The sequence below is a fragment of the Sulfurisphaera javensis genome (assembly GCF_041154675.1).
Taxonomy (GTDB): domain Archaea; phylum Thermoproteota; class Thermoprotei_A; order Sulfolobales; family Sulfolobaceae; genus Sulfurisphaera; species Sulfurisphaera javensis.
On sequence record NZ_AP031322.1, the window covers coordinates 116594 to 142674 of the forward strand.

Annotated in this window: 19 protein-coding genes, 1 tRNA gene and 2 pseudogenes; 8 read left to right on the forward strand and 14 right to left on the reverse strand. The window is 31.7% G+C overall.

Translation table 11 applies throughout. The features are described from left to right. Positions 1-40: 40 nt before the first annotated feature. Positions 41-2563: an MMPL family transporter gene (locus ACAM25_RS00595; RefSeq protein ID WP_369610423.1), complete on the reverse strand. Its 2523-nt coding sequence runs from the start codon at positions 2561-2563 to the stop codon at positions 41-43. Positions 2564-3101: 538 nt separating this feature from the next. Between ACAM25_RS00595 and ACAM25_RS00600 the strand changes: the two genes are divergently transcribed. Then, positions 3102-3177: transfer RNA gene (locus tag ACAM25_RS00600), tRNA-Gly, on the forward strand. Here the strand turns inward: ACAM25_RS00600 and ACAM25_RS00605 are convergent. Further along, on the reverse strand, positions 3159-3368 hold the full coding sequence (locus ACAM25_RS00605; RefSeq protein ID WP_369610424.1) for a putative integrase: 210 nt from the start codon (positions 3366-3368) through the stop codon (positions 3159-3161). The genes ACAM25_RS00600 and ACAM25_RS00605 overlap by 19 nt on opposite strands. 269 nt (positions 3369-3637) lie before the next feature. On the opposite strand from ACAM25_RS00605, the gene ACAM25_RS00610 reads away from it, so the two are divergent. Together ACAM25_RS00610 and ACAM25_RS00615 are read left to right on the forward strand one after the other, a co-directional pair. Beyond that, a complete protein-coding gene (locus ACAM25_RS00610; RefSeq protein ID WP_369610425.1) occupies positions 3638-3874 on the forward strand; it encodes a hypothetical protein in 237 nt (78 codons plus the stop codon). Positions 3875-3976: 102 nt separating this feature from the next. After that, positions 3977-5764 carry a hypothetical protein gene (locus ACAM25_RS00615; RefSeq protein WP_369610426.1) on the forward strand — a complete coding sequence of 596 codons (1788 nt, stop codon included), beginning with the start codon at positions 3977-3979 and terminating at the stop codon, positions 5762-5764. 412 nt (positions 5765-6176) lie between these two features. On the opposite strand, the gene ACAM25_RS00620 is transcribed toward ACAM25_RS00615, so the two are convergent. The 7 genes from ACAM25_RS00620 to ACAM25_RS00650 form a co-directional block, all read right to left on the reverse strand. Then, positions 6177-7220, reverse strand: coding sequence for a glycosyltransferase family 4 protein (locus ACAM25_RS00620; RefSeq protein WP_369610427.1), 1044 nt, complete (start codon positions 7218-7220; stop codon positions 6177-6179). Positions 7221-7446: 226 nt separating this feature from the next. Then, the gene (locus tag ACAM25_RS00625) at positions 7447-9480 is read right to left on the reverse strand and encodes a hypothetical protein (protein WP_369610428.1); all 2034 of its coding nucleotides are present in this window, start codon (positions 9478-9480) and stop codon (positions 7447-7449) included. Continuing rightward, entirely contained in the window at positions 9434-11683 is a 2250-nt protein-coding gene (locus ACAM25_RS00630) for a hypothetical protein (protein WP_369610429.1), read from the reverse strand. The genes ACAM25_RS00625 and ACAM25_RS00630 overlap by 47 nt, the downstream gene beginning before the upstream one ends. A 164-nt stretch (positions 11684-11847) precedes the next feature. Continuing rightward, positions 11848-13038: an ATP-binding protein gene (locus ACAM25_RS00635; RefSeq protein WP_369610430.1), complete on the reverse strand. Its 1191-nt coding sequence runs from the start codon at positions 13036-13038 to the stop codon at positions 11848-11850. A gap of 393 nt (positions 13039-13431) precedes the next feature. Next, complete coding sequence (locus ACAM25_RS00640; RefSeq protein WP_369610431.1) at positions 13432-13572, reverse strand: hypothetical protein; 141 nt, start codon at positions 13570-13572, stop codon at positions 13432-13434. Then, positions 13569-14252 carry a hypothetical protein gene (locus ACAM25_RS00645; protein WP_369610432.1) on the reverse strand — a complete coding sequence of 228 codons (684 nt, stop codon included), beginning with the start codon at positions 14250-14252 and terminating at the stop codon, positions 13569-13571. The genes ACAM25_RS00640 and ACAM25_RS00645 overlap by 4 nt, the downstream gene beginning before the upstream one ends. A gap of 132 nt (positions 14253-14384) precedes the next feature. Further along, on the reverse strand, positions 14385-14645 hold the full coding sequence (locus tag ACAM25_RS00650) for a DUF6364 family protein (protein WP_369610433.1): 261 nt from the start codon (positions 14643-14645) through the stop codon (positions 14385-14387). A gap of 114 nt (positions 14646-14759) precedes the next feature. Here ACAM25_RS00650 and ACAM25_RS00655 point away from each other — a divergent pair, with 114 nt between their 5' ends. From ACAM25_RS00655 to ACAM25_RS00670, 4 genes are all read left to right on the forward strand, one after another. Further along, positions 14760-15134: a hypothetical protein gene (locus tag ACAM25_RS00655; protein WP_369610434.1), complete on the forward strand. Its 375-nt coding sequence runs from the start codon at positions 14760-14762 to the stop codon at positions 15132-15134. Between the two features lie 1167 nt (positions 15135-16301). Next, positions 16302-17210 (forward strand): ATP/GTP-binding protein, encoded by a 909-nt coding sequence (locus ACAM25_RS00660; protein ID WP_369610435.1) that lies wholly within the window; start codon positions 16302-16304, stop codon positions 17208-17210. A gap of 226 nt (positions 17211-17436) precedes the next feature. After that, a complete protein-coding gene (locus ACAM25_RS00665) occupies positions 17437-18156 on the forward strand; it encodes an FkbM family methyltransferase (protein ID WP_369610436.1) in 720 nt (239 codons plus the stop codon). 175 nt (positions 18157-18331) lie between these two features. Then, on the forward strand, positions 18332-19081 hold the full coding sequence (locus tag ACAM25_RS00670; protein ID WP_369610437.1) for a glycosyltransferase family 2 protein: 750 nt from the start codon (positions 18332-18334) through the stop codon (positions 19079-19081). Here the strand turns inward: ACAM25_RS00670 and ACAM25_RS00675 are convergent. The 4 genes and pseudogenes from ACAM25_RS00675 to ACAM25_RS00690 all read right to left on the reverse strand — a co-directional run bounded on the left by ACAM25_RS00675 (position 19078) and on the right by ACAM25_RS00690 (position 22249). Next, positions 19078-20688, reverse strand: a complete 1611-nt coding sequence (locus tag ACAM25_RS00675; RefSeq protein ID WP_369611703.1) for a carbamoyltransferase C-terminal domain-containing protein — start codon at positions 20686-20688, stop codon at positions 19078-19080. The genes ACAM25_RS00670 and ACAM25_RS00675 overlap by 4 nt on opposite strands. A gap of 10 nt (positions 20689-20698) precedes the next feature. After that, positions 20699-20863, reverse strand: coding sequence for a carbamoyltransferase N-terminal domain-containing protein (locus tag ACAM25_RS00680; RefSeq protein WP_369610438.1), 165 nt, complete (start codon positions 20861-20863; stop codon positions 20699-20701). A gap of 71 nt (positions 20864-20934) precedes the next feature. Beyond that, positions 20935-21132, reverse strand: a pseudogene (locus tag ACAM25_RS00685) (IS1 family transposase); the annotation flags it as partial. Positions 21133-21263: 131 nt separating this feature from the next. Next, positions 21264-22249 (reverse strand): annotated as a pseudogene (locus ACAM25_RS00690) (ISNCY family transposase). A gap of 126 nt (positions 22250-22375) precedes the next feature. Here ACAM25_RS00690 and ACAM25_RS00695 point away from each other — a divergent pair. Then, positions 22376-23434, forward strand: coding sequence for a glycosyltransferase family 4 protein (locus ACAM25_RS00695; protein WP_369610439.1), 1059 nt, complete (start codon positions 22376-22378; stop codon positions 23432-23434). Here ACAM25_RS00695 and ACAM25_RS00700 read toward each other — a convergent pair. Then, positions 23406-25871 carry a hypothetical protein gene (locus ACAM25_RS00700; RefSeq protein ID WP_369610440.1) on the reverse strand — a complete coding sequence of 822 codons (2466 nt, stop codon included), beginning with the start codon at positions 25869-25871 and terminating at the stop codon, positions 23406-23408. The genes ACAM25_RS00695 and ACAM25_RS00700 overlap by 29 nt on opposite strands. Between the last annotated feature and the right edge of the window lie 210 nt (positions 25872-26081).

Consider the following 26081-nt stretch of genomic DNA (forward strand, 5'->3'; position numbering starts at 1 on the left):
TTGTTACGTAGAATAATCAAACGATTTAGAAAAATTCTTTTTATTTAGTCTGTTCCACTTTTTTTACTAGAGAGAATTTCAGAATTGCAGGATAAATTATAGTTCTAACTATAAATGTATCTAGAAGAGCAGCAATTGCTATCGCTAATCCCAATTCTTGTATTGATTTCACTGGATTTATAGCTAAAGCACCAAATGAGAAAGCTAAAATAACCCCTAAAGCTGTCACAGTCCCTGCAGACATTGATAATCCCTTTACCACTGGATCCTTTTCACCCTTCTCAATCTCTTCTCTTACTCTAGAAAGAATAAAGATACTATAGTCATTTCCTAAACCCATCATTAGCACATAGACAGCAATTGGAATTAAGAAAAGAATGCCAACATCCCTTGAAACTCCGAAACCTAAGTAAATTAAAGTTAAAGATGACACTATAGTTAGTATTATACTTAAAGCAACTCCAACTCCTATCTTTACCGAACGCATAAATATAGAAACAATTATAGCTAAAACAATTGGCAATAGTATCATTAAAGTATTATAATAAGGAAACAAATAATTCATAAAAGCCAAGTAATCAGCTGTAGTCCCTCCAACGTAAGCATTATTATATGAATTAGCAATATTCTCAATTTCCTTAACTAAATTATAAGCTTGCATACTATCATATTTATATGAAGGAATTATAGTAACTAACAGAGTTTTGTTATTATTACCAACATTAGCCTTATACATACTCAGAATTGAAGGAGTAATAGTACCATTAAAGTTAGGTGGAACAGGACCAAAGACCTCAGATATTCCTTGAAGCTTTTCAACTTGTGCTTCAAACTTTCCTACCTCAATTAAATCTTTCACAGTTATCGGATGAGAGTAGTTAAACACTACTAAAATTGGATTTAAATAATTATCACCAAATGCATTATTAATTACATTAAGACCTTGAACTGCTGGTGTGTTTGGTAAATATGATTGGAAATTTAAATTGAGTGGAGTAGTAAAAACGTAAAGACCAGCAATTATACCTATAATTAGAGCTAACATAAAGACTATCCAAGGCTTAGAAGTAGAAGCTTTTGCAACTTTTTCAAACCTAGGTTTAACCTTAAACTCTTTAGATGGCCAGAAGGTCCATTTTCCCAATCCACCATAAATCAATGGAAGAAGAGTCACTGCTATTGCAACAGCAAAAGGTACTGATAAGCCAATAGTTAACCCCCATTGACCAGCAAATGGTATAAAAGTCATTGAAAGGAAAACTAAAGTTACTGTAATACCACTAATAAGTATTGCTTTACCCGAAGTTTTCACCGATATTTCTACAGCCTTCCATTTATCTATTCCATGACTTAATTCTTCTCTAAAACGTGATAACAAGAATACACTATAATCCGTACCTACACCCATTATTACGGCAATCATTGGCTCAACTACTTGGAAGTCAATCTGTTGTTTAGTTATTATACTAACAAGAGTAACCATTCCTAAACCAGAAAGAATTGAAAGGCTTATAGTTATTAATGTAACTAAAGGTGCTAAAATACTTCTGAAATATATTGCAGTAACTACTAACAGAAAAGCGAAAATCAAGATAAACGTTATAGCATCATAAGTATTTTGTATGTTAGAAAGATCTACGAAGACTGGAGTTTCCCCAGTAATATAATAAGTTCCGTGAAATACATTACTAATATCACTCTTTATTTGAGGAATAATAATCTCATCAGCATATGTTCCGTTAGGATAAACATATGTTGCCGAATACTTAGTATAAATTAAGAGAACATCAACATTATTCTTTGAATAAACTGCTAAAAGAGAAGAAGGAGGCTTTAATAATTTAAAGAACTTTTGTAGTTCAGTACTTAACACGTTATTAATACTTTTAAAAAGTAACATAGAGACAATAGAAGAAGATATGTTGAGAGCTTTAGATGTAGCATTAGGTAATTGCTGAGTTATATTACCAGGCTTCATGAAAGCTAAGGCTATGAGTTGTGTTTTATTTAAAGTTGAAATGCCAGAATCAAAAGCTAAAGTAAAATTATGCGTAGATACAAATGTTTTAGCAAATGTAGAATAAAAGGATGAATAAGAACTCGGCATTCCTTTCTCTGCCTCACTTAAAGCCAAAGTTTCATTATGAGTTAAATTAAGATAAAACACAAACTTCTGAGGAAATACATATAATGCATATGCACTTTCATTAAGTAATTCCCCAGTTTCATTAATAACTTTCCCTAAAAAAGTAGCATAGCTTATATACACATTAGGAACACCACTTACATTAGTTACCAGTGGGATTTGCAATATTTTCTCTTCTATTAGATAATCCTCATAAGGAGTAGAATTAACTAAAACTATATCAATAGAGTTATTCCCACTCCCCGAAGGAAAATATTTACTTAGTAATTCAGTCGCTACATAAGCTTTACTATTAGAAGGTAAAGTAACATTTTCATTATAAGAAAGGTGAGTAAAAGATTGTGAGGCTAAATACATTGAAAATAAGAGAATAAGAATCCAAATAGCAACTGTTAAAACTATTCTTTTTCTATTCATACATTTAACTTTGAAAAAGGCTTACTTAAAACTTTATCACAAAACCACGATAGTAGCATAATAAAAAGAAAGTGTCCTACCCATTCCAATGAGTTTTAAGCTAATTTTAGGACTTTTATAACTCAATGATGATAAAAAACTTACCTAACTTAGTAACGTTTCAACCGAATATGAGGTCCAAACCCCCCTTTCGTTTTTAACAGAAGTGAAGCAGAAAGAATAGGGCTAGAACTCCAAAAGCTTGATAATGAAGTTTATGGTCCAGGTGAGTTAAGTGAAACTACAAAGGAATCTGGTAATTTTTACTTCATTTTGTATATATCTTCCCAACATAGTCTAAAAATAGCTGAAATACTGCGAATTTATGTTGTTAGGTTTCACTTAATCTTATGCTTTTCAAGTCAAGGAAATCGTTTTATAGGAATTAAGAACGAGAATCCTTACACATTAACTTGTCTAAGAACATTACATATTATCTATGATGTGAAACTATGAAAGAAAAACATAAATACATAAATTCATTTTTATATGTTGCAGTGCGGCCGTAGTCTAGCCTGGATTAGGACGCCGGCCTGCCACGCCGGAGGTCCCGGGTTCAAATCCCGGCGGTCGCACTGAAGGGGGACATCCCCTTTACTTTCATTTTCAATTTTTCATAAGCTTCTACGACCTTATCTAAAGGACCAACGTAAGTTTCCCTTATCTCACCATTCACGTTCTCTAATTTGTAAACATAATACCGGCCTTTTCTTTCCCTTATAATCATGTCACCATATTTATATCTCGTTTTTTCTTTAGGGGACACCCCTAAAACCCCACTCCTAATTTTACGTTTGCCAATTTTAATTTATAAGCTATTGGCAACCCGTAAAAGTTGCCATTCAAATACGTTAAATTGAAAGAAATCGGCAAAAAATCCTTACTAGTAAGAAAAAATGTCTTTTTATCACGCTTATAACATAAAATCAGGCCTCCATCTTTATCAGAAATAATAGTATATATGTAATATTTAGTATAGGAGTAGGAATACATGTTGATAATAAATACTATGTAGCTTATGCCACTTTTCCAGGATTGTATCTTGCAAGTGTAGTGTACGTTACTCCTACAACAACTACGACAACGTCAACAACACCACCTACTTCTACAACTACCACAACGACACACACTGCAACAACACAATCTACTACAAAAAGTCCAACAACCTCAGCCCCATCTACTACAACCTCTCCATCCACATTACCAATAGTAGCAGTTATAATAATTCTTGTAATAGTAGTTTTAATGATAGTATTCTTAAAGAAAAAATGAAATAAGCATTTTCTTTTTTGTAATTTCAAACTTAGAAATTGAAAAATGGCAATTTTTTCTCCCTTTCAAAAACTTTATAATATTCTCCCCCTACTCTACCCTATGAAAAAAAGTCTAATCATATTAGCAATCTTACTTTTACCATTCCTAATTATTCCAACAACTTCATCTCAAGCACCTTCAAGTGAAACCTTTGTTTTTTCAAACTTTAACACTACTTATGTTGGTTTATATCTAAATATGACTCATCACGGATTTTTAACTTCACAATCTCAAAGTTTTATTTTAGGAATACTTAATGTGAGTAACTACACTGTGGAGTACTCAAACTATTTACCAACTACAATAACATACAGTGAGGGTATAAACACTTGGCTAATAACATTCTCTTCCCTCAATACATTCAGCGGAAATATTGAAGTTGATGTTACAAACGGTGTTGAAATTCAAGTTACATCACAAATTCCAAATTTAGTAAGAGTGATAAGCGTTAGTGGAAAATTTGCTACAGTAATTTGGGCAGGAATTTACACACCAGGTGAAACTATAAAGGGTTATGGGTTTATTAACGGAACCGGAGATTTAATCTTACAATTTGCTAACGGTTCAGCTTTATATAACTTAACAATTCCAGTAGAAGAGAACTACAGTAATGTCATTTACGAGTCAATAAATCTCTACGAGATAGAGAATGTAATAAACATATATTCATCATCTTCATCTTCACTATCATATTCTTTAGCTTTACCTCACAGATACATGGGTTTCAAGACGTCATTACACGTAAGTAATGAAACAGCAAAGATGATAGAAAAATATAATAACACAGTACTTGATATATACTCAACTCAAACTCCTGCAATAATGTGGGGCGGTAGTGTTGAATCGTTATTCTTCACCAGCGTTCTAGTAAACCTAACTTTCCTTAATGAGATGTATCAATTTTATCACATGTTTAAGGCTAACGTTAACGTTTCTGGTTATATAGCTGTAGGTTATGGGATTAACGGAAGTAAAGTAGGTGGTATTATAGATTTATATGCAAATGGCTATGCTAACGTGACAGTAAGAAATTCATTTATGACATCTGAAATGAGCGGTTATGCTACAATATCTCCATTTTACTCACTATTTGCATTAGAAATTTACACTAAGCCCTCTCAATTAGTTACAGTCAAACAAGTTTTCATTCACGGATTAGAAGTTTTTGTTGGAGTAACACAAAATGGAAGTATAGTAAGTACTGAGCATATAATGTTTACTCACGAGGTTTACCAAGGAAAACTTATGTTAATAGGAAATTCAACACTTAACTCTTACCTAGTTTTATTTAACAACAATAGCATATACAACGTTTCAGTAGGACAAGTTGTTGAGGAAAACAATGTAACTGTAAATTACAATTCAACACTGCATTATGCTGAGGTAATTTACGTTTTATATGTTGGTAATTACACAGTCTTCAATGTAAGTGTACATGGAGTAGTTATTGCTGTATTAAATGCAAATATGCAACCAATAAATTCTGAAGATTACTTCATGGTAGGGAGTAACTTGACAATTTTTGCTGACCCAACATCAACTTACTATGTGGTTTATCAACAAACCGTACCAACGACAACAACTAGCACAACAACAATAAGCTCTACAACCACTACATCTAGTACTACATCATCTACAACAACCACCTCGACCACTACTTCTACAACCACTACAAGTTCAACATCTTCTGTAATACCTAGCACCTCCTCAACTATACCAACATCTCCTCCTACCTCGTCAACACCTCCTTCCTCTACTTCGACATCGACTTCATATCTAACACCAATAATAGCTATTGTTATCGTAGTAGTAATAATTATAGCTGCTGTTGTAATATTGAAAAGATAAAGTGATGAAAACCTCTGGTCTCTGAAAAAGTAACTAGAAAGCATAATAATGCTAAAATAATTGAAGGTGATGCATTCAAATCAGGTAATTATTGGAAAAGAATCAGAGAACGTTTATTACAAACACTTAAATAAACTCAAATTTTTTAGTTTTGTTCAAAAGATTTTTGACCTTTCCTTCAACACTTCTTTAGGATAGGGAATTGAGAACAGATGTTTTTAAACGCGATTTAATTGAGTCCTATCGACCAGGCTATGTTTACTCCTAAATGCTGTTGATCACGTTGCATATAATCCAAAATAACAACCATAAATGTCCATCTCTATAAAATTTTCATAAGTGTACATTCTGTCGCTATAAAAAAGGGACTGTCTACTCTTGTAATTTAAATTAGATCGAACGCGGAATATGTTTATTCCAATTTACTCATTAACTCCTTAACCTTTTCTGCATGATTTTTCCAATGAAGAGACTTAGCTATTTCCCAAGAGTTTTTACTAAACTCCCTCCTTAAGTTATCGTCATTAAGGATCTCATTTATTTTGTCAACCGCTTCAGTCCAATCTTTAACAACAAAACCATTATCCTTAATTAACTCCTTACTCCCTAAGCCATCATTAACAATAACAGGCATTCCACTTGCCATTGCTTCCAAAACTCCTAAGCCAGGACCCTTTTCATGATAACCAAACCTTATAAAAACAGAAGCCCTATCGTAAAGCTTTTGCAAATCCCCCTCTGGCAAAGGACCAGTAACCATGACTTCTGGATATTTTCTCTTGAACTCATTCATCAGAGTATCATCAACCCATGAACCAGCCATAATTATTTTACCTTTAATCCTTTTCGCAATCTCACCATAAATTTCTGGCTTCCTTCCCTTATCCCAAAGAGAAACTGTTAAAACAATGTTTTCCCTTTCAACGTTTATTTTATCTTTAGGATAACATCCTGGATAAACAACCTCAGATGAAAAACCATGTTCTTCCATAATTTTCTTGTTCCAGTAACTATTTGTTATGATTATTTTACTCTCTTTTAAAATCTTTTTCTCTAGCATCTTGGGAAAAGTCCACTTTACTCCTTGATTATCTAAAGAAGTCTCATGAATGTAAACAGCATAATCCTCTCCATAAGACTTTTTCCTCAAATACCCAGTTAATCCGGCAAATTGATCATGAAAAAGAGAAGGTCCTTTAATCAAATCCTTAGCATTAATTATCCTATCAAGATCTACAGTTGCCTCACTCCCTCTTTGTTTAGCATAGATAGAAGTTAGAAAAGTATAAATCCATTTAGGCTTACCTTCAAATAGTACTTGAAGATCCACGTTAGAAAGGTCATAATTTGTCTTTTCCCTTCTATAAACAATAAGCTTTGCTGGAATAAGTTTAGCCTCTTCCAAAGCAACTCTAGTAACCCCACCTTTCCAAAGAATCCTTAAAACAATATTCACTTGATAAACTTAGAACAAGAGATATATTTATTTTAGTTTAGTGTAGTTGATTAGAATACGTTAATAATGTCGTCAATTAGTATTTATGAAGATTGAAAGAAAAAGATTTTAACTAGGTTGCAAAAATATTCTAAAAATAATTTATATCTTAATGATACTTATATAAGTACGCAAAATTTTTGGCAGAAAGATTTATTACTGAACGTTATGGATGCATTCGTGATTACTACTTTTTAATCCATTGTAGCTTCCTCAGTTTTATTCCTATCAAAGCTAATCTTCTCTGAACCTTATCTAAAACAAATCCTATTCCTATTGGCATTAAAATTGAAACTAAAGCATATGCATCATCCACCATTAATTTGCCTTGCAATGTATCATAAATAACAATTCCTTTTCCTCCAGTATAATAAAGGTTAAAGTTCGATACGTTTTTTGGTTCGCCAAAATTAGATCTCCAAAATGGAGAATAAGCAAAAGTTAAGAATACATATTTATAACTTGAAGGTGAAACTTGAATTTCAGTGTTTGAAATCCACTTATATTCAGCAGGCTTTAACACTTGAGTTAAATTCATAGAAGTTATTGAGATATTATCAACGTTTGTATAAAAAACATAAGAGGAGTTTAAGTTAACCTTATATAAATACAAAGGACCAAAAGCCTTAACGAATTGGAATAAATGATACTTTTCTCCTAACAGATTTAGATTTGTTATGTAAGGTTTTATAGGCAAATAAAGTATTCTAATGAAAGAGATATTAGTCCCTGCATCACCTTCTATTACAATATATTTTACGTTTAATAAATAAAGTATATTTGTTATAACCACAATTGAGCCTTTAAATGCTGGATCAGATAAGTTAATAAAGTAAAGTAAATAATTTAATTTATAGTAATCAGAATAGAAATAATAACCAGAATAAATACCTCCAACTATTACTGGATGTTTTGAATAGTAAAGATAAATGTTATTTCCATAATACCAAGATGTGGAATACCACCCATAACAAACTGTAGGGAAAACAGCAATAGTGAAATCTCCTTGTTGAGAATTCAAATACTGAATCAATTCAAGGTAATAATTAGGAACAGATATTCTTTCAGAAAGCGAACCGCTAGCCACGGGGAAATTAAAGATGATAAAAATTAACAAAAGCAAAGCAAATACTTCCCTTCTATATTTGTTTGGAATAACAGATGGTATTAGGAGAGAGAGAAATAAGCCAGCAAAAGTCTCAGTTGCGAATTGTGTAGTCCTTAACACTGCAAAGAAACCGTTAGTTAAAACAGCTTCCTTTACAAGAGGATAAAATGGCGTATAAATTACAGAATCAAATCCAACAATTATGATTAGTAGAAGGGAAAAGAATTTCAAATCTTTGTTTTTAGCAAAGATAAAAGAAAGTAAGACGATAAAAGAAACTAAGACGATAAACAACAAATTGTAAGAAATAGGAGTAACACTAGGCATAAGGGAAGAAAAAGATTCTATTAATGGAGTTGAGGATTCATGAATTATTTCAGCTAATGATGAATTTGTAATATTAGAAAAGTGAGGAATTTGAACAGATGCATATGGTAAAACCCAGTAAAGTTGCGAAACTGTGTAAAACAGAATTATTAAGATAGCGTGAAATATCCTTTTCCTTAGAAAGTAAATAGTAAGTAATGTAAAACCTAACCAAGCAATGGGGAAAATCTCTCCAGATGAGGCTAATAAATAAGTAATGATTACAGTAACTATTGGAAAACCTACCTTATTTGATATCTCATTCTCACCGTATAACATTAAATAATAGGTTAGTAACGGTAAGAGAAAATAAATAATAGTTTGACTCCAAAATATGTAAGGTGCTTCAATAAATCCCTCATAAATATACCAGTTAGTTAAGTAAATTATTAAAGATAGAAGAGAGGAAAGATAAGAATAATATCTTAAAGCTAATTTAAATAAAAAGACAGAACCTATAATTGTCAGTATGGTAGATAACACTTCTTCTCCCAAATTACCTAGAAAGGAAAAAGGAACAAAGATTAAGTTCACCCATGCAGTAGATGGAACCACTGGAACAAAACCATATGGATAATTTGTGTAAGCCGTTAAAACCCCTTGAATAAGATAATTTACGTTAACACCATTAGCCAATAAAATACCTTGATCACCAGCGTAAATAGGCAAACCCCTATACCACATGAAATTTACCAATATACTAAGAATGACCGGTGGAAGAATGTATCTTAATGATAAGCTTCTCATATACCCTCACCAATTTCTCTTTAAATATAACATAAATTAAAAAGATAAAGAAAAATATAACAGAAAGATATATTCCGACGTTATATTTCACTGAAATCGTCGGCTTTACGTAAATTTCGTAGTACCCTGGTTTAAGAATAGAATAAGTTACGAACTTAGATGAGTTAATAGAAAATTCATACCCTTTAATTGTAGTAACATTAATTACATCATTAGCTTTTAAATATACTAAGAAAGAGTTACTCCCTCTCTGATACTCTTTATATTCAAATGGGATTAATTTCTTTAACATTGGTATAAACTTACCACTCTCGTTAATTATAGGGGTAAGGTTAATTATCAAAGGTTTAGTTGCGTAATAGTATAAATCAATATATTCCACTGTAGCATGTATTGGTATTACAGAAGTTTGCTTATATTCTTTTACACCAGAAGTAGTATAAACAACAACATAAAAGAACTCTAGATTTGTCAAATTATTATTTAAATCTAAATAACCAATTTTTTCTGGTACATGAAGAAATATTTCAATTTCAGAATTTGACATTGGAGTAGGAATTTTCCAATATATACTATTATTCCTTACTTCAACAATAGAATTCGTAAAGTTGATTACCTTTGGTGGTTCAATTATACTCTCGTTAACTTTTAAAATGATAGGATAAGGTTGAGTTTCAAACTCTGGATTTAACGTTACGATAAACTTACTACTTACTTCATACTTTGCGAACGCTGTACTGTTAGTTATAGGATAAGGGGATAATAATGAATAACTACCTTTCCAATAAACCAAACCAAAACCATCTTTCTCTAGTGTAGTTACAACATTACTGACATTTTTCGGAATACCAGAGAAGGTCAAAGTTGGGGCTAAGACTAAACCTTCAGCAACTATAAGAGTTATTAAGAGAACTGGCAAAACATACTTTCTTTCCACACTTAATAAACCAATAATCAGAAACGGATAGAGAATAAAGGAATAAGGTAATTGAAGAGCCACATAAATAAGCCCTAAAATTACTCCAATAGATAAATAGTTTCTGTTTGCAAAAAATGAGAAAACACCAGCCACTACTAGAAGAACATAAATCACAATCTGAGGGAAATACAACGAGTAATTAGGAAAATGAATAAGAGCATAAGGAATTAACCAAAATAATGAAAGAAAAAATGAGAAAATGATATATTCTCTTCTCTTTTTAAGAAAAACGGAAGTAATTGTAAAAGCAAAAGGAAAAACTAAAGTTGAGAGAAAAGTAATAACTGAAAAAGCCAAGTATCTTTTCCAGTCAAGTTTTGAAGCTATTACTAACGCAAGTGGAAAAAGAGAATAAGTTATTGCTATTTCTGGCAATTGTATTGGAGTTAACAAGGAATAAACAAAAGAAAGCAAAAGCTTATTTTTCTCAAAAAAGAGATAAGCAGACAAACCAGAGATATAATAAAGGAGAAAGATCAAAATATGCAAACCTAAAATTTGACCAAATTTATCTATAAGCATGCTTGAAATAAAATATAACCCAGCTTGATCTAATCTAAGATTATAACCATAACCTATAATATAAAGATAAAGAAAATCTTTATAGAGAAATGATGATGGATTCCACCAATAATATGAAGAGGGTAATGGTAAGGCAAAGGTGAGTAATGGATATAAAGCTAAAGCTACAGGTACATAAACTTTTCTCGGAATTCTCAAAGAAGAGCTTTGAATTAAAGTAGATATAACACCAAATACTAAATCAAAATAAGCAATATTGCCTAACTGAACTCTAATACTGTCAAGAAAGGCTGAGAAAACTAAGAGAATTATACCAGATGCAATAATACCCCTTGAATCATACTTCAAATAAGCATAAACAATAATCAAGCCTAAGAAGATAAAAGCGTCAACCAAATAAGATATGTTAAACGTGAGAAGATCAAGACCAAGAGGTAAAAGAACATAAGAAAACTCCTTGAAATAATAAGAAATGACAGATGAGACTACAATACTGTAAAGAATATAAGAAGGAAAAATACCGTAAGACACAAAAGGGAAAACAAGCAAGATGTATAAGAAGTTAAATCTTTGATCACCATATAAAGTTGAAAGAGCAATTCCAATCAAAAATGCCGAAAGAATGACTAATGGTGATTCTCTACTGAATGAAAACGCTAATAAGGCAATGGCAATCCCAATGTTAACGATAAATTTCTGCACACGGTAAAATCGAAGTAACTGAATATAAGTTTTATCATAAAACCTTGTAAAACAATGTAAATCTCTTATCTAAACCGGTCTTGATCAACAAGATGAATTTAAGTTTAATATAATGATTTAAGCAAAATTTTGAATGTAAAAAATCTTCTTTTTTCACTTGATACTCACTTTTCAATTTCTAAGAGAAGTCTTGGTATTTCTTCCTCACTTATTATTCTAACTCCTTTAGGATAACCTCTTCTACTCCTACTTTTCTTTATTTCGATTTTATACTCACCAGCAATCACATCAATCTCACTATTATTCTTAAAATAATAAACTTCACCAAATTTTCTAAATAAATGTTCTTGCACAATATTTTCAAGCAATGCACTCTCATCAAATTTTTTATTTACCCACAAAGAGAGAGAATGCAAAATAAATGGGTCTCTAAAAAATACTTTTTTCTCCTTTTTCTTATCAACCTTTCCTTCACTATACCAATAAGCAATTCCTATCAAAAAAAGATCTGAGAGAAAATCTAAGTACTCACTCACAGTATTATGTGAAACTCCAATATCATTAGCTATTGAATTATAAGATAAAGCTGAAGGTATCTTTTCCATTAAAGATGAGATAATATCTTGAATTATCCTTAGATCTCTTGAATGCTTATATATTTCTGAAATTATCCCATCAATTAAGGATTTATTTGCATCTGGATTATCATTTATTGATTTAGGAAACCCTCCCTTTTCCTTATATTCAGTAAAAAGTTTTTGAGCAAGAAATTCGTCGTAAAGAACGTCCTCCCTCTTGTACCCCTTTACTTTTATAAACTCTTGAAATGAAAGAGGAAGAACTAAAACTTCTTTTCCGAAACCCTTTCTCCCGGGAAATCTTTCTGGAGCTTTAGTAATTCCAATTGACGAAGAGCCAGTAACAACAATAACATCATTTTTGAATTCCCCATGATCTATGAAAAACTTTAACACCCTACACCAATCCTTAACAGATGTAACCTCATCAAGGAAAACATAGAAAGTTTCACTCCTCCCTCTCTTTCTAGATATAATTCCCTCAAGGATCCTTCTGAACTCTTGCAATGAAGCTACAATATCTAAATCAAAATATACTACACTTTCTGGGTTAACACCCTGTTGAAGAAGTGATTTTATGAGTATTTTTAATCCAGTAGTCTTACCAACTTGCCTTGGACCATAAACGAAATTTAGGCTGTAAGGCTTTAACGAAATAAAGGAAATCCAACTAGGATACCACTTATACTTTTGCGATTCCCATTTACTTAAATCTTCATCTTTATCCTCCCAAGAACTGTAAAACCACCATGGATTCATTTTATTTAAAAATTTCATCTTGATTTTCTACTATCAACTTTTTTATAAGCTTTTGTCAGTTCACTATCAACATAGTATAGGAAAAATATTACTAAAAGAAAGTTAATGGAAAATGAGTGTTATAGTATGTAGTAATTGAACAACATTCTTATGCTACAGATATAATAACATCCTACAATTGTAAAATTTGAATACTTAGAACAAGATACACTTACCCGCTTACAACGTCTTCTTCCTCGTCCTTAATCACATCACCATTTTATTCCATATCTATTTGATGCTTCTAAAGCCCCTTTAGTAACTGTAGTAGCAAGAAAGAGCCTAACAATATCTCCTTGTAGTTTCAAAGCGTCTATTATCACACGAGTCTTTAAGTCAAACCACTCTATATCATCTGCTTCTGCAGAAGATTTAAATCTCGATTAAATAGATTTTGTGATCTCTTGCAAATATATCAACTTCATATTTCTTACCCTTATAACCATAAACGCCATTATCATCCTTGTAAGTAAACTTATTTATATACTTATAGTCAATCCCCTCTTGCTTCAAAACCTCTTCGAAGAAGAACAACACAACTTTTTCATATTCACGACCCATCTTCTACCGATAGTACCAAGTGCTTTATCATGTTCTCTTACAGTCTCAGTTAATTTTGCAATTTGTTCTGCTGTATCTTTCAAAATTTTCTCAATTTCTAAGAATTTTTCATTAGTTCTCTTTTCTAACTCCTCAAATCTCTTTTCAGTAGCCTCTTGAAATGCTGCCAATCTTTCTTCAGTCTTTTTCTGAGCCTCAGTCAACTCTCTAATTCTCTCCTCAGTCTTCTTTTGAGCTTCTGAAAGACTTTGTATCGCCTCTTCAAGTCTTGCTAGTCTTTCTTCAGTCTTCTTCTGAGCCTCGATTAGCTCATTAATTCTCTCCTCGTTCCTCTTCTGTGCCTCAATCAACTCTCTAATACGTTTTTCATTCTCGTTATGTAATTCCTCTAGTTTTGCCAACCTTTTCTCATGATCAGACGCAATTTCCTCTAATTTCGCCAGTCTTTCCTCACTCTTCTTCTGAGCCTCAACTAACTGATTAACTGAATCCCTTAGCTTATCAATTGATTCAATAACCTTTTTTAACATATCCTTAATGTCATCGAGAGTACTAATGCCAAGGATTTCTTCAACTTGCCTTCTGAAATCAGCATCCTCCTTTAGTAATTTAAGAAACTCTTCCTTAAGCATATGAGTAAATTGACCTTAAGAAATTTAAACTTTGCCTCGAAAGTTTCAGTTAAGATGAAAAAGAGATTATATATACACTCTCGATGAATACATGTCTAATCTGAAAAATACATCGCCAACAACATCGCTTTTTCAAGGTAATAGACTCTTCTCTCTTTCATACCTCATTTCCTTAACTAAATCACTTACAAGCTTGATAGATTTAATTGGTTGGAAATTAATCTCATTATCCTCTGTAGGTTCAAATTCTGACAGAATAATGTCGTCATTTAAAGCTTCTGACAAAATTTCTTCAAGGAGTCTACTTGCACTAGTACCTTTACTTGAAGCATATTTCTTAAACCTTTCCCAAACGTCTTTATCAATGTAAATGCTTATTTTAACTTTAACCATTAGTATTCTATACACCATATAAGTAAAAAACTTATGCTGAAGAAATGAGCTTGACATAATGTTTCCATTTGCATAACGTTAGTGTTATTAATACATTCATTTAATATATTACATATGAGTTTGGAAATGTTTTACACAAAACAGCTTGCGTCAATTATATCTGACGTCGACGTACTTAACATAATGACTTGGGTTAATGATCTCTCTCCAGAAAAGGAAAAAGAAATTGAGAAAATTAGTGGAATAAGTAGAAAAACAATATATAACTGGAAAACTCAAAGAGTTAGCGGTTTGTCAATAGAGAGTAAGGAAAAGTTCTTGAATGCATTATTTCAAGTAATGGGGATCAAGGAAGGAATCTCATTGATAGCAAAGGCTAAGAGATTTCAATACGTTGCCTTACTAAATATATTAATTTCTCTTGGTAAAGATGTTAGTGATTTACAAGTAATAGTAAAAGATGGTATTATAACAAATAAGACCGAATAAATTCAATATCTCTCTAATCAAGACAACTTATATTCGTGAGTAGTACTAAGCTTTAATAAGATAGCTGAATAGTTGCAACAACTCAATATTGAAAGAGAATTTGATTACGAATTGCTTGAAATTAAGCCAAGCGTTTATGAAATTGACGATAAAGATATTACAAACTGTTTGTATACACTATAGTAACAAACGTTTACGAGGTTAACAATGATAAGATAAACAGAATTCAACGCTGTATTAGCATTTAGAAATTTAGGGAAAAGATATGAAAGGTCAAATAAACATGAAGAAATTACAAACAAAGTAAAGACATTATCAGAAGAATGGTCTACTTACAGACTGTTAGATACAAACTATTACTTGAAGACAAAATATGTTGTAAAACATATAAGCGATATGATTGGTGACCCTGTCCTAAAAGTTAATGGAGTCTTAGTTTACGCTTTAGTAAAATAAGTATACCACCCACTTACAGCCTAACCTTTATCGCCAAGAAATAGGTCTTGAAATTTAGAGTTTTATGACAGCAAGCTATAAGCTATTCTCTCAGTAAATCACGCGTGAGTGTATACATTAGCTTGAAATGTGTAGTTACTTCGTGTTCCATCTTTTTCAAAGCTTAGTGTACCAAATAGCATCCTTAAGTGGTTTTCATTTTTTATCTTATTATTCTCCCATTTTCATTAAATGCTATAATTTCTACTTGGTCTCAATCCCCTTTTGTAACTTTAACAGTAGCATTTGAAATCAGATTAATAATATGATTTGCAATAAAGAGAAAAGTTCTCAAGGCCTGGAATGAAGAAAGCTAGAGAATTCGCGTATGCTCATGTTCTTGGATAAACAAAGAGTTATTGTTACTATCCTTCTTCAGAATTACAAGCTTTGAATATCATGAGAAAAATCCGTTTTAGAAGCGATGGCTAGTGGAGTGCCAACAATTGTTTAGGAAGTAAAGAGCTTATAATGGAGTTGTAGTTAAAGACTGCAAAGATATGAGGTGAAAGACTCGTTATAGTTCAGTAAAAACTTGGAAATTGCTAAAAATAATACTGAAAAAGAGCTAACGCAAAAAGTAATTGATTATATCTCAAGAAAAAATCTAGGTAAAGTAAGTGTGTGAATAAAACGACTAAGGTTTAAATAAAACGAAAGTAAGACTATCTTGTGATTCACAGTATCAAAATAGATGGATTTAGAGGATTAAAGTTTGAAGATAATGACGTAAGAAGAGTTAACTTGATCATAGGAGAGAATAATACTGGGAAAACCTCATTTCTTGAAGCTATCTTCTTTTCAACACTTCTTCTATCTAACAAAATTACGTTTTCTGAGGCTAATTCTCAACTTTTATACATGCTTAGTAGCAGAGGAGAATCTCTTTCAGCTTTTTCAACAATTAACGATTCAACAATTACTGTTAATGACGATAAGATCATTATAAAAAGAAAAGATCCCTTTAGAATGTCTGTATATTTGAATGATGTAGATGAAAGTAAGTTGATAGCAAAGATAGAAGTAGAGAAAGTTCCAATATCTTGGGGTAAACTGACTGGATTTTTACAAATTCCAAGTCTAGTTCAAAGAAATACTATTAAGGAACTAGATTATTTCCCAGTTTACATTTCTGTACACTTCGATAGTTATGACAACCCAGAGAGAATAATAAGCTATTCAAAGAAGAGAGGAGGAAAGAGCGAATTCGAAATCCTTAAAGACGATTATGATCAATTTTACCAATTATTGCCCGTATATTCTATAGGTAGAGGATTCCTCAAAAAAGAGTTAATTAAAGCAAGTTTATCTTATGCTAACATACTACTTGTTGATGAAATAGAAGACTCTCTTCACCCTAATTATGTTAAAGAAGTGCTGAAAAACATTGTTGATGCTAAAAATGTTCAATCTTTCATAACAACTCATAGTAATGAAGTTGTAAAGATGTTGGCTAAGCTTACTCAAGAGGAAAATGAACTGGCAATATATTACTTCAGTCCTAAGAAAGCGTATAGAAAGTATTCGCTATCTGAACTAGCAAATTTTGATTCTCCTTTAAGTTGGGCTGGATATGTGTGACAGAATATCAACGTATATTCATTGAGTGACGAGTAAATCCTTTAAGATATGATGTTAATACTCAACCTTTAGGTAAGAAAGAGTATACGATATGAATGCACATTCATATAGAAAATAAAAATAAGGAGAAAAATCATCTAAACGTTTATTCTATTCGCTGTAAATTCATAGGTGAATATCTTAAAGAGTAAGAAAAGTATTTAATTGCTTTCTTCATTTTACTAATGTGATATTTAAATACGGTAATGTTAAGATTGAAATACCACAAGGATACGAATTCGTTTACTATGCTACTTTTATCGTTGGTGAATACGATCACATTCACGTAAAGAAGGATGATATTGTATTAGATGCTGGAGCGTTTGTTGGGGATTTTACTCTTAAGATAGCTAGAAAAGTTAAAGAAGTAGTTGCTGTTGAACCTTTGCCTTGGGCATTTGAATTACTAAAAAAGAATGTGGAAGCAAATGAACTTAAAAACGTGATACTTATCAATAAGGCTTTATATGATGAGGATACAACACTTACTCTCTCTGATGAAGGTGTAGGTAGTAAACTTGGTGAAGGAAATCTGACTGTTAACACAATCACAATCGATGAATTAGGCAGAAATTTTACCGTTGTAAAAATGGATATTGAAGGTGCTGAGGGAAAAGTTATGAAAGGAGAATGGATAAACTCTGTTAGAGAAATAGCTATAGAATTACATGGAAAGGAAAACATAGAAAGAGTTACCTCTTACTTAGTTTCTCACGGATTTAAATTAACTGAAATGAAGATGAACCATTTATTAATTAACACTTTCAAAAACGTTCTCCTTCACTTTCCATCATTTGTAGATGCAGAAAGAAAATCTAAAGTTTTGTATTCAGCTATTTTTAAAAAGAAATATTATGTGCCAGCTTTGCAAAGAGAAGAAATAAAGATTGTATATGGAAGAAAGTAACTTTAAATGTGCTTGTGAGGTTACATTGGATAAGTTAAAAACATACTAGTTAATTCATGAAATCTCATGATTTGAAAAACCAGTAGTTTATCATAATACAAAAGTGTCTGACTGAAACAGACTTGTTAAGTCTCGCTATGTAAAAATTTTTATTCTTACTTTTTCCTTTATATCCGTGAAATTTTCAGTAGTAATACCTACACTTAATTCAGCAAAACATGTAGAATTACCAATAAAATCTGCATTATCCCAAGGTGCAGAAGTAATTGTAGTTGACTCATTCTCTACTGACGGTACTGATAAAATTGCAAAAGAATTAGGAGCAATAGTATTACAAGTTAAGGGGAGTAGACTTAAAGCAAGAATTGAAGGGGCAAAAATCTCTTCTGGAGAATACATCATAAACCTAGATTCAGACATGTACCTTGTGAATGGCATATTACAAAAATTACCAGATGCTGAGGCAATTGCATTAGGAGAAATAACTGTGGGTGAGGGAATAGTTGCTAAACTAATGAAAGTCGATAGAGAAATTTCTCAAAGAAAATACAGAGAAAATCTGTCAATAGAGGGTGGAGTGATACCTCGTGTATATAGAAGAGATGTGTTATTAGAGGCATATAAAAAAATACCAGAAAAACTGTTAAGTTTACAAGCCTTTGAGGACTCCCTAGTGTATTACTTGTCTGGAGTAAAAGACGTTAAGTTTATTCCAAATGCAGTCTATCATGTAGAAGATGACTCATTCTTTCAGTTTGTCAAAAAATGGTATAAGTATGGGAAAAATGCAAAATTACTTAAAGGAACAGAATTTGAGTTCCTTATAAGGAGAAGAAGACCCGGAGTCAGTTGGAAAGAGAAAATAGAGTTATTACCAGTGTTTTTAACAAAAGGAATTCCATTTGCTCTTGGTTATTATCTTTAACGTTTTGTTATTAGCCAGCCTTGTAAGTACATTGCATCGAATCCGCCTAAAGCAAAACTTCTAATTGCGTCAGCTGGAGTCTCAACTAAAGGCTCACCAGCAAGGTTGAAAGATGTATTCATTATTAACCCTTCACCCTTCAAATCCTTAAAGGCTTTAATCACATTATACCAATTCTTGTCTTCCTTACCAGTCACTGTCTGTGGCCTAGCAGTTAAATCAACATGACAAGTAACTGGTACTCTTTTACATGCTTCTTCATCCTTATAACGAAACATTAAAATCATAAACTCATGAGCAGTAGGATCCTTGAAATACGTGCCAACATCCTCTAGCAGAAGAGAAGGAGCTAATGGTCTCCACCACTCCCTACCCTTTATATCATTAACTAACCTCCAATAATCCTTCCTAGTCGGATCAGCCAAAATTGACCTATGCCCTAAAGCTCTTGGTCCTAACTCAGCCCTACCTTGATACCAAGTAACAATTTGACCTTTTGCAACTAAATCAGCAATAACGTTAACGTCGTCTCCTATATACTCAGCCTTGAATTTGCTTTTCTGAACTACCTTCTTTATTTCATCATCTGAATACTCTGGTCCTAGGTAAACGTGTTGAAGTCTCTCATTCTTCATCTTTCCTCCTAGTTCATGTTCATAAACGTAAGCTGCAGCACCTATAGGACCACCAGCATCATTAGCAGCTGGGAAGATAAACATATCATTGAAAATCCTCGAATAATATAATTCCATGTTTGCCTTTGCATTCAAAGCAACACCACCAGCTAATGCAACCTTATCCTCACCAGTATGATCCTTAGCCCATTTAGCAGTAGCCAAAACAGCCTCTTCTGTCACTCTTTGTATAGCCCAGGCAATATTAACAGCATCCTCATTCAAATCACCATGAGGATCCCAATCCAACGTCTTAGAACCAATAATTCTTTCAGAAATATCATAATAAACGGAAAGAATCTTGATAAGATCCTTCTCCTTAACTTCTTTTCCATCAAGTAAAATTGTATAGGGTTTGTCTCCTTCTGGTATTATCTTAACAAATTCTTTTAGCCTGTCATAATACGGTGAAGCTTTACCATAAGGAGCCAAACCCATACCTTTTCCAGGTCCTTCAAGTCTACCAAGTTTAATACCTTGCATTAGCTTTTCATAGAGAAAACCTAAACTACCGTAGGAAGCGTACATAGAAAGAACTTGTTCAAAATTACCATCCTTAACTTTCCAAATAACTGTTGATTCATATTCACCAGCACCATCAATAGTTAAAACTGTAGCTGAGCTAAAACCAGAAAAGTGATAAGCTAAAGCATCATGAGCTAAATGATGCCTAACTTGATAAATCTTAAAGTCAGAAGGAGCTTCTTCTCCTATATCATGGATAGCCTTTCTAATAAGCTGCTTAGCTAAAGAAATATAATTACCCTTAAGAAAGCTAAAAGCGTAAGAAGTAAGTCCTTCATCAAAATCTAAAATACCGTGAGAAAAACTACCGATAACACTTCCTAAATATCCACGTAATCTTTTATCTTTAGCAGAGAAAAGTGAGGAGTCCCAGTTAATTGCATAAGCGTCAACATCCTTTGGCTTTATTCCTTCTTTTTTAAAATTTAAATGCTGCTTCTAAGGAAAGTAAAGGAGGTTCACCATCTGAGTGCTTATGCCTAGTAAATCTTTCTTCTTCAGCAGCAAATATTAGCTTACCATCCTGAATAACTGCTACTGCATGATCATGCTCGACCGGCCATTGAAATCCAATAACTATCATAAAAGAACTGTCAGTGCACGTAATTATAAGATTTGTGGTATATTATAAACTCGAGTGAGTTCATAGTGTCGTCATGAAGGTATAAATTCTGGTATAAGCATTCTCTCCCATAGTACTAACGCTATCGAGTACTTCATCATTTCAATACTCCTATTAACAGCCTTTGTAGCCCTCTTGAATCTAACTAGCCTATCCCGTAGAGATGAGTGGAGAGACTCATTAGGGTTGACTGGTGAAATAACAGTATGTTGTGGTAGAAGGAAATACACAAAGTATCGTCAAATAAGCAAAAATTTTAGCATTTATTATCTCTATCTAAAGATGAAAGACAAAGATTATATAAATAGTTAGCATTTTCCTGAACTTACCTTATACTGAACAGTTTCTTAATATCATCCACCTAAAAGTAAAAAGATTTAAACAGACGAGTAAGCCTCACAACACCCAAAACCCTCACCAAGCCTCAAAGACAACAACAAATTCAACACGAGTGAAACCAACTTAACATAACCCAAATTTCTACTCCACAACTTAAACGATCCCCTCTCCAAACCAAGAGCCTTCAACTCCCTAATCACATCCCACCTATTCTCCCAAGCAATAAGAATCTCCTCAGAAGACATAGAAAGGTCAGTAGAGGAAAAATACCTCCTACCATAACCCTTATAATCCTCAACTACAACTAGACTCCGAGGTACGTGACGTAGTACTCTCCTCCCTCCCAACAAGCACGGAATTGCCACCCCCGACAACCCGTGCATTGGACTTCAAGGAAGACACAACATTACAACTATAAGTCTCACTATAACCGGGAGTCCTACCATTCACATACCACGAATCAAAAGTAACAACCACAACATTAAACTCACTCCTCAACCTCTCTAAAACTTGAAGAGTCATATCTATCTTCGTGGAAAAACTCAAATCCTGCCCCATAACCTTAGCTATTTCAGCAACCTTCCTAGCAACATAAGCATCAATATAAACTAGATACACCTCATTCGTTACCAAGTCTCTAACCGTAACTATGAGAAGCTGAATCACTGGAATGTAAGCCTTCTTGGCCAAGTTCCTAGACACGGGCATAGCATAAGCCTTCTCATCAAAAGTATCATCAACAACTTGCACTGGATGATCCTTAACTAAAAGCTTCACAAGTGGGATCAAGTCAACATTAGCTAGATCATCAAGTTTGTTTAGCACGTTCTCGTAGTCGAAACCCATGGTCTCAGCTATACTAGCTAGACTTCCCATCTTCATGATCAAGCCTAGGATTAATTTTCTTGCAACATCAGCCCTAATCTTATTAAGTGCATCCATTATAGCGTTAACGAAGTCTTTTATCCACCTTAAAGCCTCCTTCAGCTTCCTCATCCACTTTGTCATATTAATTGTTTAAATTAGGTATTACCAAAGTTAAAAACCTTTCAAGGGCTAAGGGAATTGACGTTAAGTTCAAGGAAATGCTATACTTATAAAGGGCTTATAACATAATATCTCAAGGAAATTAATATGGTATGTTTCTTACTAAAGGCTGATCCTTTTAATTCTACTACTGGTACAGCCAAATGGACTGTAGAAGTAGCTAAAAGCATTCCTAACTCTGAAATAATTTATTTTAAAGATTGGAAAACAAAAAATCCTAAGAAGCTTTCTAGCATTGCGCTGTATTCCATAGATACTATTACTGTAAAGATAGGTAAATCATATGTTTATCTTCCTATAATGACAAAAAATAGCATAAAAGGAATATTAAAAATTATTAGATGTAAGAAAATTTATCTAGTTGATGTACCTAACATAGTCTTTTTTATTTTAATTTATCCTTTATTTCTCCATAAGAATGTGATAGTTGGTCTTCATGGATTTATACAAAGAAGAAATAATTTTTCATCTTTATTATTTTATTTCTTAACTAAAAATTTTTATTTTCATGCATTAAATCCTTATGATAAAGAGATTCTTATAAAAAGAGGAATACCAGAAAACAAAATCTATCTTATACCTAACTTTGTATATTATGATAATGTAAATATAACAGTTGATAATGTTTTTTCCGTGCTTTTTATTGGTAGACTAGAAAAATATCAAAAAGGTATAGATTTTATTCCAGAAATCATAAGAAGAGTTAAGGAATATGCAAAGGATATAGAGTTTGTCATTATTGGAGACGGTCCAGATAAGGAAATAATAGAAAAATTAGATGTTAAATATCTAGGAAAAGTTAGTGAAGAAAGGAAAATTCAAGAATTACAAAAAGCTGACCTACTCATTTTCCCTTCTAGATTTGAAACCTTTGGATTAGTTTTACTTGAAGCTCAAGCATTTGGTTTACCAGTAATTGCATGGAATATTCCAACCAACTCTTTCATCATTAGAGATCCTATACAAGGAAAATTAATTGAGCCATGGAAAATATGTGATTTTTCAAATGCCATTCTTTCCTATTACGAAATTTTTAAAAAATCAAAAGAGGAATATATTGAGCTAAAAAAGAAAATACATTCAAAAATAATAGAATTTTTTGGAAAAGAAAAAATAATTAACGAACTTTCAAAAATTTTAGAATAACACTCTTTATCTGATTTTTGGAACTTTTATATATGCTTAGGTAAATAAAAAATAAATAAAAGAATAAATCTACTAAAATCATTAAAATGTCTGTGAAAAACCCTAATTTTATATTAATATTTAAGGAATTCGAGGTAGTGTAGATAATTGTTTGATTAAAAGTATTTACTCCTAGATAAATACCTCCATTAACATTTAATCCTTGATAAGGTAATGGTAGAGAAGTTTCTACAAATACATTAGATGGAGGTTTTACAATAAATGAAGCTAAAATTTGATGAAATGTGAAGTTAATAGGATATGAGACAAGCTTATGTAATGATACATTAGATGGAATTATTAATGTATTAGGAGTTACATTCATTGAAGAATCTATATATTCTGTTTTCATTGAGGTATCATTAATTATTATATAACTACCGGGATTAACATGAATATTCATCTTACTTTCATTAAAATATGAGATTACACTTTCGTTGACGCTATTTGGATTCAAAACAACTTCAACCGTATTTTTGAAAGGTTTATTCACAATTATAGCTGGCGTATAGTTAATATGAGGATACAATAACCATTCTATATTAAAAGCATTTTCTTCACTTCCATTAAAGTATAATGCTTCATAAGCATATCTAAAAACAGAAGCATTAGGCTGTTCAAGTAAGTATACACAATTTCCTTCATATGCTATTTTTAAACCAGAATAATTAAGATATTCATAAATGAAGGAATTTGATAATGGTATATAAGAAGTATTATCTATGAAAAGATACTTAGTTCCAGAAATATCATAAGCTAAAGGCGTTTGATTTACATATTTAGTTGAAGGAGAACCTATTGTCGCATATCCAGGCATAAGGAAAGGAGTATGTGAAATAAATTGATAATGAGTCCATTTTTCACTAAAACCAATTTCTCCTACATAGGCTACACCCGCATCTGAAGTTGATAATATATTCATTACATGAACCCATTGTTTTGGAGGATATAATGGTGCATAGTACCCTTGAAGTGAAATACTATTCCCTGGATAAGCTCCAGTTACTTGCGAAGGAAATAACGTACCATTAAAATATTGCCAGCTAGCAAATACTGCAAAAAAGATTAATATTCCACTTATTAAAATTCTTATCTTATTTCTGTTAATTTTTTTATTTAATAAATAATTTAAACTAATAGGTAATAAAATAGGTACAAAAAGAGGTGCTATATCTTCAACATAATAAGGAATTGCCCACGTAGTTCCAAAAATACCTCTTATAATAGGTAAATGACTTGGATCTATTTCAAACCAATACACAAATTGAGTTATTGGAGAATTAGAACCAGCAGATAATAGCAAAATAAAAAGTAAAGATAGTAGAATAGGAGCAGATATTCTTATTTTATCTTTATCTAATAAACTTAAAGCCATAGCTAAAAAGAACACGAAAAGTGATGCTAACCATATATCAGTTATTATACTAGGTGGTAAGAGCATCATAGCATTATTTCCATAGGTTGGAAGATACCACCATTCCTCTCTAGGATAAAACAAGATTGATATTGGTGCATAAGGAATTGGAGTCCATCCAGTATTAATAAACATAAATACATTAAACAAGAGAGAATTATGTGACCATGATGCTATATAAGAGTAAGTATCTGGCCTATAAGCTGAAACCGAAATTGCTTTTGATATAGATACTGTTATTAATGAAGGATATATAAATATGTAATACGTGAATGCTACTACTGGTAATGAGGATACATAAGTTCCTGCAAGCAGTTTAAATGATTTCCATACTTTTTGATTTAAAATTATAATTCCTATTAAATAAGCTGAAAATATGTATAGTGACCATACATAATCTCTTGGATCCATTAATCCGGCTAAACCTAACATTAATCCAGATTTAATTATATCAAACTTTGAAATATTATGTCCTCTCTGTATTTTAATGAGCTGATATAAAATATAAGCTAAAGCTAGTCCTCCAATCATAAAATCAAAGAAGTTATAGGCTATATTAACAACATTTATCGGAACAAGATAGTAAAATATAATAGTTATAATTTTTATTAAATTTTTATTTTTTTCTATTCCTAAAACATTAATGATATTTCCAGTTAGTTTGTAAAGTGAAATATATATTGCTGTAAATACAATTATTAACCAGATTTTATCTAAAATTATAATATTTTGTGTTAAGTAAAAAAATGGAAGTAAGAAGAAATAAAAGAAATTTAGGTTTACAGCAAATCCTACTTCTGGCGCATATACTGAAGGAGTAAATAAATATTTAAGTTCTAGACCAGAAAAAAATGGAGTATTATAATTATAGGAATTAAAATATCCATTTCCAAATAAGAATACATAAATAGGAGCCAGTGAAATTAAATAGCCTATTAAAAATGTTAGTAAATCAGTATTGATTTTACGTATATTTATACTCACAAGACTTTTTAGCTTGAGCAGTGTATTAAGTTTTACCATAAGTTTGACTTTCCTAATTTTTATATAGTAACATATTATATGTTATAATTTTATTAAACTTCTTGCTCTACTAATAAAGAAGAATTTTTAGAATAAAAATTTAAAACTATTGAGTTTTAATTGGTAATTAAGATTATCCTGATTGTTAAGGACTTAAAATAATTCAAATTA